We start from the raw sequence: 12,634 nt of genomic DNA, 5'->3' as shown, positions 1-12,634 counted from the left end.
ATCCACGTCCCTGATCACGGTATCCGCCTATCCGGGCGGGCGTTTGCGGATCTTCGCGAAATACCCCTTCCGCCATGCGATGGCGACGGCAATGCCCCCGACGATCACGAGGGCGATCTCAAGGATCGGAAACCGCGCAGACCCCCCATCAAAGGGTCCGGAGACTCCCTCTCCACCGGGGCCATTTCGTGATGAGGTCGAGCCTGACTGAATGCCGGTGTTCCCCTGCGACGGCAATTGCGTCTCGGTCAGAGAGACGGTCACGGTCTCCTCATAAGTTTTGCCGGTAGCGTCCTTGTACTGGACGAGCAGCGGCACCGAGGATGCCCCCTCGGCTCTGCATGTAATCTCGAAACTCGAAAAGTCGTCGGGTTCGAGCCTGCCGACAACATACACCGGATAGGGAGCGATTGCCTGCGCCGGGCTGCCGACGGTGACCTGAACGGAGTATGCATCCTTAAGACCTGCGTTGGTCACGTCTCCTGTCAGATTGACTGAAGGGCCGTTCCGGGCTATCTCGATGTTGTTGATCACCATCTCCGGTTCCACCGTCCTCCGGCCGATCACAACCGGGAGGGTCAGGGTCTCATTGTGCTGATTGATCCCGTTCCGGTAGGAGATGACGAATGTGAGATCGGTCGCCTGCGATGCGGTGATATTGAAGGATGCGCTCCTCACCATATCGGCCGGGAGATTACCAAGGAAAACAGCTTTCGGAATGGATGTAAACCCGCTCCCCGTCGGGGTGATCGTCACGCCGTTCACCGTATTGTCCCGGGGATTACCGATGGAAAGCACAACAGTATCTGCGCTCTCGGCCGGGAACGTCTCCGGTGCATCCAGGATGGAAACCCAGATCTGCGAGTCTGAAACCCTCACCGGAACGTAGTAACGGAAACTTCCGCCGTCGCGCATATCCAGGTAAAACTCCTGGTAATAAATACCGTCGGCGACATTTGCCTTCATGGTGAAGGTGAACTGCATGGTGCTTCCAGGAGCGATGGTGCCGACCGCATCGTAGGTCTTGTCGTTGAGCACGGCTACTCCACCCGAAAACAGCCTTGCACCACCGATGGCAACCCCGGTGGATCCCGTGTTCTTGATCTCTACCCGGATCGTACCGGTATCCCCGTACATGAATACTTCCGGACTAACAATAACCCCCGTGACAGCGATCTGTGATTCTGGTGTTGCGGGCGATACCGTTGCAGTGTCCGTTGCCCGTGGTCCAAGAGGAGTTGGTGTTGCCGGGGACGTAATAACGGTATCTGTGGTCCACTGCTCGGAAGGAACCGGTATTGCCGGGGACGTAACGGCCCCTGCTGTGACACTTATGACGACGGCAAACAGGACAACCAGAACGTACATTATCTGCCCCATATCATCTCACCCGTGATCGCGAAGCAGGCCGGTTATCGTTCGGGGAAATATTCCCCCGGTTCGCCGCTCTGATGCTCTTCTACATGAGGGTTCTATATGCCATCGGCACCTCTCCCGCAGCCTATCGTATCGTAGAAGCCTGCGCCGTTATTTTTATTGGAACCCCCGGAACGATGAGATAAGTCTATCAAGGGCTGGAGAATGATTCCATTGAAGACCCGTTCACTCTTTGTGGAACTCTCAATTTAACGAACATTTCTTCTCCACGCATCAGGGGGATCCGGTGTAAAGGGTTTAATTATATTATAAATAATTTACTGGCCTCTGCAGGCGCACGGAGAATACATGGCATATGAAGAACAAGCCGATACGACCGACATCTAGTTTCAAATGGCCGGGATTAGCCCTGCCTTGATCCTGATGGAGAAGTCAATCGTATATACTTACCTAAATCCTTATTTTCCCAAAAAGATTTCCTCCGATTCCAAGCATGGCAACGGCAAATAGGGTAATTACTGCAACACTCAATGAAATGGGAATTGTGGAGTACCCCAGTAGACACCAGCGAAGCGCTTCGACGCAATAGGTGAGGGGATTGAGATATACAAGACCCCCCAGCCAGATGGGCAGGTCTGAGATCGGGAAGAACGCTCCGCTCAGAAGAACAAGAGGCATCGTCAGGAAACTCATAATCATCTGAAACCCTTCGGGACTCTCGATCCTGGACGCAAGTGCAACACCCAGCCCGATGAACCCAATACCCGAGAGACCCATGATGATAAGGCCTGCCAGCACGCCGATGCCCGAGATGTACCGCACGCCGATCAGCCCGGCAATAATCAGCAACATGATGCCCTGGATCAGGGCAATGGTGACGCCGCCGGCAGCCTTTCCAAGCGCTATGAAGAAACGACTGATGGGGGCGATGAGGACCTCTTTTAAGATGCCGGACTCCCTCTCCCATACGACGGACCCACCGCCAAACAGGGACGCAAAGAGGACGGACATCCCTATGAAACCCGGCGCGAAGAAACTGAGATCCACGGTGCCTCCGCCTTGAAACTGAAAACCGGAACTGAGACCGGGGCCGAGGAAGATCATGAACGTCAGGGGCGTTGAAAGAGCACCAATGATACGCGATTTCGAGCGCCAGAATCGCAGCATCTCACCAAGCCACATGGCGTAGATCACATTCATTGCTCTTTTGATCATCGTCACCTCCTCATCGGACGGGTCCGGGACCTCCCGTACTCTTCTGCATCCCCGGTCTCTCTATCCCTCAGCGCCCGGCCGGTGTGATGGAGGAAGACATCGTCCAGCGCAGGCTTATGCAGGCTGACGGAGAGGACCAGGATACCCGCACGGGAGGCCAGATTCAGGACGTGCGGGATGTTGCGTTCACCGTCCCTGACAGCCATCGAGACCCCGGTGCTTCCCCGGGTCACCACCCGTGCAAACCCGTTGCTCTCGTACAGGGCGCGCAGCCGGGCAATGTCGGCAGCGCCCTCCACCTCAAGCGTGATCACGTCCCCCCCGAGCTGGCTCTTCAGGGCCTCAGGGGTATCGATGACGACGATCTTGCCACGATCGATGATGGCAACCCTGTTGCAGAGGTGGTCCGCCTCTTCCAGATAGTGCGTGGTGAGCACGATCGTCACACCCTCCTCTTCCGTCAGGGTCTTGATATACTCCCAGATGTGGATCCGCGTCTGCGGATCGAGACCGAGCGTGGGCTCGTCCAGGAACAGGATATGGGGTTTGTGTACAAACCCGCGTGCAATCTGAAGACGTCTCAGCATACCGCCGGAGTAGGTCTTGACCAGGGTATCCGCCCGATCGGTGAGATCGACGAGGGCAAGGACCTCCTCGACCCTCTCCCTCCGCACCCTGCCCTCAAGACCGTACAGCCTGCCGTGAATATCCAGATTCTCCCGCCCGGTGAGACGCTCGTCGAGGGTGATGTCCTGGAAGACCACCCCGATGCTCTGCCGTACACGATGAGCGTCCGCGACCACGTCAAACCCCCATACCCTGGCACTCCCGCCCGAGGGCTCGGTCATGGTCGAGAGCATGTTAATGAGCGTGGTTTTCCCTGCCCCGTTCGGGCCAAGAAGCCCGAGCAGTTCGCCTTGCTCGATCGAGATGCTGACATCGCTCACGGCGGCAACCCCGCCGAACCGTTTCGTGATCCCCTCCGTCTCTATGGCATAGAACATGCAAACCCGCCCCGTCAGTCCTGCTGGAAGACCAGCACATACCGCTGGGGAACGAACTGTCTGGAATCCACCAGCCGAAACCCGTAGTACTTCAACTGGGAGATGACGAGTTCTTTGGCGATGGCGGAGCCAAAGTACGCCACGATGGAAGGAGGCGTTATCGCGTTATCCACGACCACAAGTCGCCCGCCTTTCCGTAAAGCCCTCTTTAAACTGAGAATGAATTCGTCTTTTACGAACTCAAGAGACGCGATATAGACAGCGTGGTACATCGAGCACATGAAGATGGTATCGACGCTGTCAGGCGGCAGGCCGGCGTCATTCAGGCGCGCCTGAATGGCCTCTATATTCAGCCCGAATTTGTCGCGAGCCGTCTCCACGTAGGCAAGCGCGTTTCTGTTGATCTCGGTCGAGTAAACCCTGCCGGTCTTGCCCACCATCCGGGCGAATTTGAATGAAAAAAATCCGAACCCACAGCCGATATCGGCAACCGATTCGCCCTCACGGATGTTCAGATAATCGAGCATCTTGCCGGTCTTCTCCCACGAGTCCCGGTTAGGGTTGTTAAAAGAGATAAACTCGTTCCACTCGTTGAGCTGGTCGAAACTCACTTCATTCCCTGAATACTCGTAGATGACATCGTGGATCTGTCGGCGTGCAAATGTGTCGTCCATTCCCGGCATCTCTGGATCTGGTTGCGCCAGATCGTACTTTATCCGGAGATATTTCTTCAACAGCGCAAAGTCGTCGTCCGCCAGGGTGTGGAAATACTCGGCGTCAAGCGAATCGGCAAGCATCTCTGCCTGCTTCTCTTCCGGCGCCAGGAGATACCTGCAAAACCACTCAAAAACAGTATACTCGTCGCCGATCCGCTCCTGCGGGATCAACTCCCTGTATGCAGTAAGTGCAGCGGCGAGACCGGTCTCATCCCTGCTTTCAAGCGCCCCAAAAAAGAGCCTGGCGGCTTTCTTGCCCAGAACGGTATACCCTTGCGACGCGGTGCCGATCATGCGGTAGCGGATGAGGGAGAGCGGCGAGGTGATCTTAATGGTCTGCACGGATGCCTCATCGGCAAACACCGCCGGGACTGCAGGCGGTGGATCCGCAGGAGCCCGGGGTTTGCTGGCCTGTTTAAACTCAAGGATGTAGCGCTGGGCGGTGAACTGGTACTGCAGCAGGAGCTCAAAGCCGTAGTGCCACAGTTGGCTGATGATCATATCACGGGAGATGTACGGCCCGTGGTATGGCAGGTCCGTGCCTTCGACGAGATCGTTGTCCACGATGATGAGACGCCCGTCTTCTTTCAGGTAACGCTTGATATGCTCGATAAAGAGGTCCCGTTCCCTGTCCGTGAAGGCCGCATAGAGGATGTGGTATAGCGAACAGAGAAAGATCACTTCGGCTTTGACGGGTTTATCGAGGCCCCACCCGTCCGCCCGATATTGATACACGCCCACGTTGCCGATCTGATATTGTCGTATGTAGTCATTAGCGAAGTTAATATGCTGCTCGTTCGTCTCAATCCCATAGACATGTCCCGTTCTGCCGACGATATTGGCAAACTTGAATGTGAAATACCCCGGACCGCATCCAAAATCTATAACGCTGTCACCTTCCTTGATGCCGAGTTGATAGATGTTCTCACCGATCTTATCCCAGCGCTCGCGATCGGGATTGTTGAAGAGGATGAAGTCTTCAAGAAAACGGAGTTTCTCTTTGGCTTCATGGCCTGCGCTCTCGTCGTCGACGAAGTGATATTTCAGTTTAAGATAATCCCGTAAATTCGCGTAGTCGTCACGTACCAGGAGATCGACCCAGCTAGCGACGAGCGGATACGAGAGAAAGTTCGTTTTCTGGGTCTCCGGGGCGAGAAACAGCCTGGAGATCCACTGCAGTGCCGTGTACTCGCCCCCAAAATTCTCGTTAGGAATAATATCGTCGTAGATGTCAATAGCCCGCCTGAGCGACTCCTCGCGACCTGTGTCCAGGTAGTCGAGGATCTCCCGTGCTGCAGCCTTCCCCCCCTCGGTGATATCGAAGGAGTCAAGGCTCCCGATGTGGATAACCGAGGCTTTCGACCGGACATTCAGCGTAGCAGCAGAATCCAGGTCTGCGTCCCCCGATACCGGGGAGGTTTCCGGATGGCTCTCGACCATACTGCTCCTCTCCTCACGAATCGCCCTTCGACGATGCGGAGTTCGACGCAGCAATCCTGAGCTGAATCCCGAGATCCACGTCTAATCCGGCTGATTTAGCCGTCTCGATAGCGTGGTTGAGCGTTACGATGAAGCGGTCTTGAGCGTAGATCCTGTAGTTCTCCCGATAGGAATGCGGGGTGAAGTTGATGGTCATGACGTTCGCTCCTGCATTCAACCCCATGAGCTGACCCCCGGGTCGGACGTACTCCAGGGCGCTGACCGATGGGATCAACGCATCCTTCAGTCCGATGCGCAGAATGGCCATCGTGTTGAGCGTGAGGTTGAGATCGCCGAGAGCCCGGTCCTGGAGCGGCGTTCCCGGGTTGGGTATGAAGGGGGCCGCGCTGACGAAATCCGGCCTGAATTCAAAGGCCAGGCGGATATCTGAAAGCAGACTTTCGATCGACTGCTGCGGCAGCCCGACGATATTACCCGTCCCGATCTTCATGCCCACATCCCGTATCCACTTCATGCACTGGAGCCTCCGGTCGAGCGGTCCATGCGTGATCGCATGGTACAGGCCGGCGTCGGAGGTCTCGTACTTCATGATGAACGAGCGGGCTCCCAGTTGTGCAAACCGTTCGTAGGTCTCGCTGCTGCGCTCACCGACATTTAAGAGAACTTCTGCCCCCAGATCGTGTGCGATTGCAGGGATGACCTCGTTCAGGATTGCGTCGCAGTGCCGGTCCTGCCCTGCCTGGAGAAAGATCGTCGTGATGCCGACATCCCGGATCTCCCCGGCAACGGCCAAGATCGTCTCCGCATCGAGCCTGAACCGGTCCAGAGACCTGTTGCTTCGGCGCATTGCACAGTAGTCGCAGTCCTTCTGACAGATGTTGGAGATTTCGATGACGCCGCGGAGTTTCACCTCATCGCCCGAATAACGGTGCCGCACTGACCTTGCCTGCCGGAACAGCTCCTGCTGCAGGTCCCCCGTTGAGGTCAATAAGCGTAAGAGTTGTCGGTCGCCCATCGAGAGGATGGACGAGCCCGGCAACTGCTGATCGTTCATGGACGACCGCACCTCCGGGGGTCGTCCGCAACGTCGTCTGCCGGGATGGCGCCGGACGTTGCAGGAGGGCCGGTGCTTCCCAGGGCATCCCGGGGAGTGTTGTCGGCGTAAGGGTGCAACGGTCCGGGCGCATATGCATCGCTTGAGAACGGCATGAACTCATTCGCGTTGAACTGCTCGACCACTTCATCGGCAACAAACGCGCCTAACTCCGTGAGGCGGACGATGTTCTGATTCTCCACGATCAACCCAAATTCCTTCAGTCGGGCGACCTTGGCTCTGAAGACGGTATCGAAGGGGATCCCCGTCACTTCCTCAAAGCGGGCTTTCCTGAGCTCGCTGTTCTTGAGCGGCAGAACCGTTGCCCACCGCACCTGAGCCTCCCTGTCGCGGACAATGCCGCGGTTCAGCGGGAGACTTCCTTTCTCGATCCAGGCGTAATACTCGTCGAAATGCTGCGTATTCAGTCCGAATCTATCCCTGAGACTGCTGAACGCTGTAATCCCGAATCCAACCTGGTCGTAGAGCATGCAGCACTGGTTATAGGCATAGTGCGAGTAGTGCTCCTTCTTTTTCGAGTAAACACGACGGAGATTCTCCTGGAAGCCATGCCTCCTGAGGATCTCGATGGCAACCTGCTTCATCATCATGGTGTCCTCAAACGGCGGGATGCTGAGCGGATCCTTTCTCCGGAGTCTGACGACGCTACCGTGGCGGTCCCCATATGGAAGAACTTTCAGGCGGTAAAGCTGTATCTCGTCTACCGGCAACGTGACGGCCTTCTCCATGACGGCAATCCAGTTTTCCAGGGTTTCTCCAGTATGACCGAAGATAAACTCTATGTTGAGTTGATAGCCGAACCGGCGGCTGTTCTCGATTGCCTCGATTGCGGTCCGGGCATCGTGGGGCCGGTTCATGGCCTTCAGCACACTGTCGTCGAGCGACTGCACGCCGATAGTCAGGCGATTCGCACCGTACTCCATCATGATGCGTAAACGCTCAAGGCCGACGCTTCCGACAAGCGTGCCGGGGTCGACGTCGTAGTTAAACTGGCTGCACTGCCTCAGATCGACCCGTTCGCAGAAGAACCGGAGAAACCGTTCCAGCTGTTCCGGGGCAAGGGAGGTGGGCGTACCACCACCGATCAGGATTGATCTGGCCTTGATACGCCCGATGCCCAACCGGGCCATGTAAGTGTCCATCTCCCGTTCCAGGGCAGTCAGGTAACGGTCCTTCTCCTCTGTCTGCTCTCCCAGTTTGACCGGATAATGGCAGAAAGTGCAGTGCTGCTTGCAGAACGGGAAATGCACATAGATGTCGAGGAGTTCGTCCTCAGGCAGGGTATAGCCGGCAAAGAGCTCATCTTCGGTGATGGGAGCATACTGTGTGATGGGCGGGTAATGGACCGAGGGGACGAAATCCCCGTCATGGCATATGAGGCCTGCAGCCTGCAGTTTCTTGATCTCGTGCAGACGTTGCATGGCTCCGGCCAGGATCTCCCGGCAGTCTCCTGAACAGTTCTCTTTCAATTGCATCACTTTCCTTCTGATAACGTATCGGGGCGGGTCCTGCTGCCGCTAAGAGATCCCCGGTGCCGGCAGCAGGCGGGTGCCATCTGGGTTCATCAAACAGGCGGCCCCACAGGTTGTGCCGGAGTGGCGCCTCCGTACCGGGGTTGCGCCGGGAACTGGGACTGTGTCGGGGTGACGCCTCCGGGCGGGGTCACGTTCCCCGTCGGACCTCCGGACAACTCCAATTTATAGACATTCCACCCGGTTTCGTTTTCAGCGCTCCAGACAACGGTATTCCCGAAGATCGAGGGGTGTCTCTCGACGGCCGCATCGTTGGTCAGCAATACCTGCGCACCGGTCGTGAAGTCATAGAGGTTGAGATCCCACTGGTCGTTGAAATTCTGGCTCCAGATAAGCCGCTTGCCATCGGTGAACGGATCCATCTTCTCCAATGGATCGTCCGAGATCTGCTGGACCTCGCCGTTGGTGAGGTTATACAGGAAGAGATCAGTCTGCCCGCTGACATTGTCCACCCAGACGACGATGTCGCCGCCGATAGTTGCCTGTGCCGGGCCTATGGTCGACGCTATGACCTGAACACTGAGGTTCTCAAACCCCGGCGGGGGGAGACTCCCGGTCCCGTTCATTCCGCCAGGGACAGTCACGTTACCGGTTATGTTCGATCCGCCAGGGACAGTCACGTTACCGGTTATGTTCGATCCGCCAGGGACAGTCACGTTACCGGTTATGTTCGATCCGCCAATATCGGCGGCGGACGCGACTGCAAGAAGAGCAATAATAAGAAAAACAACTAGAGTTACATGTCCTGCGCTTATATATTTCATGTCGGTTCACCTTCGAGTTTTTCCTTCTGGACCAGAGGATACATCCGCATGAGGGAAGGCAAAACAGATCTACGCATATCCACGAAGAGACTCGTCAGAGAAGGGATTGTGTGATCGAGAAGCAGAATATTGGTCCGTTTCGGGTTTTACATGAGCAACAGGTGGGGATATACCCCCGGGGGTTGTGCAGATCACCCTCATACATCCAGAGAATACACATGAGTGTATATATATATTTCTGACAAAATAATATATAACGCATATATCATGAATGGCAGGGAAGCGAAGGTGCCAGGAACGTCCGGGATCGCTTCCGAATAGAACGCCTGTTATTCGGATGAGCCGGTGCCGGCAGCAGGCGTCGGGCCGTCCGTATGTACGCAAGGCCCCTACAGGATGGCTGGATAATCGGATCTGTAAGGGCGTATCAGGGACCCATCGTTGCAACCTTATAGGGAGGTTGTCCCAAAAGGATCTGTGAACCACCGGTATACCCTGGTTGAAACATTTATATCTTCGGGATCTGCCATCTAAACCGTATTCGGGACTAGAAGGGTGAAACGGCTTTCCATAGGGTATCGCCACGCGGGGAAGGGTCCGGGAGGAGGACACCCCCTCCCGGCAAAGGTGTTTTGGGACAAACTCAAGGAGAAAACAGGGATTAAGCCCGTTACCGTTATTATGACAGTAACAGGAAAAAGAATGACGCCGCCAACAGGACTCGAACCTGTGACATGCTGGTTAACAGCCAGCCACTCTACCAACTGAGTTATGGCGGCACTGGAACAAGTGCTCTATAATGTCTTGTCTGAACCGTATTAAACATTACGGGAGTTCTCCTGCTTGATGCTGACGAGGAGATCGATCAGTCCGTCGACCTCGCCCTCGAGACCCGAAAGAAGGTCCGCCGCGAGCGGCGTCGCCACCGCGCCCGCCGGCGAAGCCCGGATGTAGCCTTCCTGCTCAAGAATCCGCAGCGAATAGCGGACCCGGTGATAGGGGAGGTCCAAGACCTCGGAGAGCTTCATGATGCCGATGGGCTGGTGCTCCACGACCGCCCGGATCACCTCAAGGTGCCTTGAGAGGAGTTCGATCTCGGATCTGAGTTTAGCCAGCATACCTATCAAATACTCTTTGCGCGTTACGGTTGTTCGTGCAGCCAGACCTTTGCCTGGGTGTACCGCTTCCGGAACGATACGGCAAAGACCGCCCCGACAGCAAGGAGAAGAATGCCGATAGCAAGGCCGATGGTTCCCTCGGGCGCGAACCGGAGGAGGACAAAGACACCCATGGCGAAGCAGAGGACGATGACGTTTAACATGATCGTCAGCATGGCAAACTTAGCCTTGAAGACCTGTTTGGTTGCCTCATCCATTATTCATACTTCAACGTGGTGGTAAAAGTACTTGTGGTTTCAACAGAAGAGCTGGTAGAATGAACGGACTGGATTCTGCTATCCGGGATGCCGGGGCAGCAGCATACGCAGCCTACGGATCGTCTGCAGATGCCAACGTGCGCTACCTCACCCGGTTCCGCACCACCGACCCCGTGGTCTACGTGGCAAAGCCCGGCGAGCGCGGGATGATCGTCGTCCCGCAGATGGAGCACGAGCGGGCGGTCCGGGAATCGATTGCAGCGGTCGTCACCCGCGCTGACGCCGGCTACCTCGAGCACGTCAAAGCCGGGGAGACGCGCTGGCGGGCGACCGCCCACATGATTGCAGACCTCGCCGCCGGTCCCGTCCTCGTCCCCGCGACCTTCCCGCTCGCCCTCGCCCGCGAGCTCGAGTCGTTTCACCCGGTTCTCCTCGACGAGAAGGGAGCAGTCGAGGGAATCCGGGCGGTCAAGACCCCCGACGAAATCGACCGCATCCGCTCGGTCCAGCGGGTCACCGAGGCGGCACTGGAACGGGGAATCGCCCTCATCCGCGCCTCCGTCCCGAAGGGAGGCATCCTGTACCGCAACGGTGAGCCCCTCACCTCTGAGGCCGTCCGTGCCACGATGCACGCCCTCCTTCTCGCCCACGGCTGCCGGGGAGTCGACACCATCGTCTCCTGCGGCCCCGACACTGCCCTGCCGCACAACGAAGGGTTCGGGCCGCTCCAGGAGGACGAGCCGATCGTCATCGACATCTACCCCCAGGACGAGCGGAGCGGCTACCATGCCGACATGACCCGGACGGTCGTGAAGGGCGAGCCGTCACCGGAGATCCGCGAGATATACGAGGCGGTCCGGGACGCAAAAGCTCTCGCGGCTTCAATGGTCAGGGCCGGGGCCGTCGGCACCGACCTCTACCGTGCTACGGTCGAGTTCTTCCGCGACCGCGGCTACGAGAGTGACATGCGCGGGTTCACCCACAGCCTCGGCCATGGGGTCGGGCTCGAGGTGCACGAGGACCCGTCGCTCGGACCTCAGGGCGGAGCGCTCGTCGCCGGGAACGTCATCACCATCGAGCCGGGGCTCTACTACCCCGGCATCGGCGGCGTCCGCCTGGAGGACATGGGTGCCGTGACCCCGGACGGCTTTGACCGGTTCACCCAATACCCGGAAGAGCTCACGCTATGATCATGGATGATGTTGTCTACGACGCCTACCGCGAAGCAGGAGCGCTGGCACAGAAAATACTCCACCGGGGCGCGGGGCTCGTGAAGGAGGGGGCAGGCCTCCTTGAGATGGTCGAAGCGACGGAAACGATGGTGACGGAGGAGGGAGCGTTCCTCGCCTTCCCCTTGAACGTCTCCTTCAATGAGGCAGCGGCCCACGACACCGCCATGCCCGGCGACGAGCGGGTGTTTGCCCGCGGAGACCTGGTCAAGGTCGACCTCGGCGTGCATATCGACGGCTACATCGCCGACACCGCCATGACCGTCGACCTCGGCGACCACGGTCCGCTCGTCGAGGCATCACGCTCAGCGCTCGAGGCGGCGATCGCCCTCGTCCGCCCGGGGGTCGCCACCGGGGAGCTCGGGGCGGCCGTCCAGGCAACGATCGAGGAGCACGGCTACAAGCCGGTCGCAAACCTCACCGGGCACGGCCTCGACTGCTACAACCTCCACACGAGGCCCACCATCCCGAACGTCGCGATGAGCGGCGGGGCTGTTCTTGAGGAGGGGATGGTCTTTGCCATCGAGCCCTTCGCAACGACGGGGTCGGGCAGGGTCGGCGAGGCGACGCGCGTGGAGATCTACCAGCAGATCGCAGCCCGTCCCGCCCGCCTGCCGTCGGCAAAGCGGATCCTCGAGACGGCGCGGCCCCGGCGCGGCCTACCGTTCTCCCGCCGCTGGATCCCCGGCGACAAGGTCGAGATCGGCCTATCCACCCTCGTGCGGGCCGGAATCCTCCACCCCTTCCCGATGCTGCACGACGTGCCGGGATCGTTCGTCTCTCAGGCGGAGCACACCCTGATCGTCACGGAAGAGGGATGCGAGGTCACCACCCGTTGAGCTACGCTTATTGATATCGCGCGCCAATA

11 protein-coding genes and 1 tRNA gene are annotated in these 12,634 nt (G+C 57.9%); 2 read left to right on the top strand and 10 right to left on the bottom strand.

Annotation, left to right across the window (positions count from 1 at the left end; all coding sequences use genetic code 11):
- Positions 1 to 27: 27 nt before the first annotated feature.
- From PLN84_RS00535 to PLN84_RS00490, 10 genes are all read right to left on the bottom strand, one after another.
- Positions 28 to 1,137: a hypothetical protein gene (locus tag PLN84_RS00535; protein ID WP_292386307.1), complete on the bottom strand. Its 1,110-nt coding sequence runs from the start codon at positions 1,135 to 1,137 to the stop codon at positions 28 to 30.
- A 690-nt stretch (positions 1,138 to 1,827) separates the two neighbouring features.
- Entirely contained in the window at positions 1,828 to 2,592 is a 765-nt protein-coding gene (locus PLN84_RS00530; RefSeq protein WP_292386306.1) for an ABC transporter permease, read from the bottom strand.
- Positions 2,593 to 2,594: 2 nt separating this feature from the next.
- Positions 2,595 to 3,596 (bottom strand): ATP-binding cassette domain-containing protein, encoded by a 1,002-nt coding sequence (locus PLN84_RS00525; RefSeq protein ID WP_292386305.1) that lies wholly within the window; start codon positions 3,594 to 3,596, stop codon positions 2,595 to 2,597.
- 14 nt (positions 3,597 to 3,610) lie between these two features.
- Complete coding sequence (locus tag PLN84_RS00520) at positions 3,611 to 5,752, bottom strand: class I SAM-dependent methyltransferase (protein ID WP_292386304.1); 2,142 nt, start codon at positions 5,750 to 5,752, stop codon at positions 3,611 to 3,613.
- Positions 5,753 to 5,765: 13 nt separating this feature from the next.
- Entirely contained in the window at positions 5,766 to 6,806 is a 1,041-nt protein-coding gene (locus PLN84_RS00515) for a radical SAM protein (protein ID WP_292386303.1), read from the bottom strand.
- Positions 6,803 to 8,341: a coproporphyrinogen-III oxidase family protein gene (locus PLN84_RS00510; protein WP_292386302.1), complete on the bottom strand. Its 1,539-nt coding sequence runs from the start codon at positions 8,339 to 8,341 to the stop codon at positions 6,803 to 6,805. The genes PLN84_RS00515 and PLN84_RS00510 overlap by 4 nt, the downstream gene beginning before the upstream one ends.
- 89 nt (positions 8,342 to 8,430) lie before the next feature.
- Entirely contained in the window at positions 8,431 to 9,162 is a 732-nt protein-coding gene (locus PLN84_RS00505; protein WP_292558606.1) for a hypothetical protein, read from the bottom strand.
- A 706-nt stretch (positions 9,163 to 9,868) separates the two neighbouring features.
- Positions 9,869 to 9,941: transfer RNA gene (locus PLN84_RS00500), tRNA-Asn, on the bottom strand.
- Positions 9,942 to 9,980: 39 nt separating this feature from the next.
- Positions 9,981 to 10,280, bottom strand: coding sequence for a hypothetical protein (locus PLN84_RS00495; protein ID WP_292386300.1), 300 nt, complete (start codon positions 10,278 to 10,280; stop codon positions 9,981 to 9,983).
- Positions 10,281 to 10,303: 23 nt separating this feature from the next.
- Positions 10,304 to 10,537 carry a hypothetical protein gene (locus tag PLN84_RS00490; RefSeq protein WP_292386299.1) on the bottom strand — a complete coding sequence of 78 codons (234 nt, stop codon included), beginning with the start codon at positions 10,535 to 10,537 and terminating at the stop codon, positions 10,304 to 10,306.
- A 59-nt stretch (positions 10,538 to 10,596) separates the two neighbouring features.
- Here PLN84_RS00490 and PLN84_RS00485 point away from each other — a divergent pair, with 59 nt between their 5' ends.
- Complete coding sequence (locus PLN84_RS00485) at positions 10,597 to 11,727, top strand: Xaa-Pro peptidase family protein (protein WP_292386298.1); 1,131 nt, start codon at positions 10,597 to 10,599, stop codon at positions 11,725 to 11,727.
- Positions 11,724 to 12,605, top strand: coding sequence for a type II methionyl aminopeptidase (map, locus tag PLN84_RS00480; protein ID WP_292386297.1), 882 nt, complete (start codon positions 11,724 to 11,726; stop codon positions 12,603 to 12,605). Before PLN84_RS00485 ends, map begins: the two co-directional genes overlap by 4 nt.
- Positions 12,606 to 12,634 lie beyond the last annotated feature (29 nt).

This window comes from Methanoculleus sp., from assembly GCF_035363275.1.
Taxonomy (GTDB): domain Archaea; phylum Halobacteriota; class Methanomicrobia; order Methanomicrobiales; family Methanoculleaceae; genus Methanoculleus.
Note: the sequence above shows the minus strand (reverse complement) of the source record. Positions and strands in the feature narration are given on the sequence as shown.

Bases quoted from the DNA above. Each gene is read 5' to 3' on its own strand.
- PLN84_RS00535 (WP_292386307.1), bottom strand. From the start codon at position 1,137: ATGTACGGGGATACCGGTACGATCCGGGTAGAGATCAAGAACACGGGA.
- PLN84_RS00530 (WP_292386306.1), bottom strand. From the start codon at position 2,592: ATGATCAAAAGAGCAATGAATGTGATCTACGCCATGTGGCTTGGTGAG.
- PLN84_RS00525 (WP_292386305.1), bottom strand. From the start codon at position 3,596: ATGTTCTATGCCATAGAGACGGAGGGGATCACGAAACGGTTCGGCGGG.
- PLN84_RS00520 (WP_292386304.1), bottom strand. From the start codon at position 5,752: ATGGTCGAGAGCCATCCGGAAACCTCCCCGGTATCGGGGGACGCAGAC.
- PLN84_RS00515 (WP_292386303.1), bottom strand. From the start codon at position 6,806: ATGAACGATCAGCAGTTGCCGGGCTCGTCCATCCTCTCGATGGGCGAC.
- PLN84_RS00510 (WP_292386302.1), bottom strand. From the start codon at position 8,341: ATGCAATTGAAAGAGAACTGTTCAGGAGACTGCCGGGAGATCCTGGCC.
- PLN84_RS00505 (WP_292558606.1), bottom strand. From the start codon at position 9,162: ATGAAATATATAAGCGCAGGACATGTAACTCTAGTTGTTTTTCTTATT.
- PLN84_RS00495 (WP_292386300.1), bottom strand. From the start codon at position 10,280: ATGCTGGCTAAACTCAGATCCGAGATCGAACTCCTCTCAAGGCACCTT.
- PLN84_RS00490 (WP_292386299.1), bottom strand. From the start codon at position 10,537: ATGGATGAGGCAACCAAACAGGTCTTCAAGGCTAAGTTTGCCATGCTG.
- PLN84_RS00485 (WP_292386298.1), top strand. From the start codon at position 10,597: ATGAACGGACTGGATTCTGCTATCCGGGATGCCGGGGCAGCAGCATAC.
- map (WP_292386297.1), top strand. From the start codon at position 11,724: ATGATCATGGATGATGTTGTCTACGACGCCTACCGCGAAGCAGGAGCG.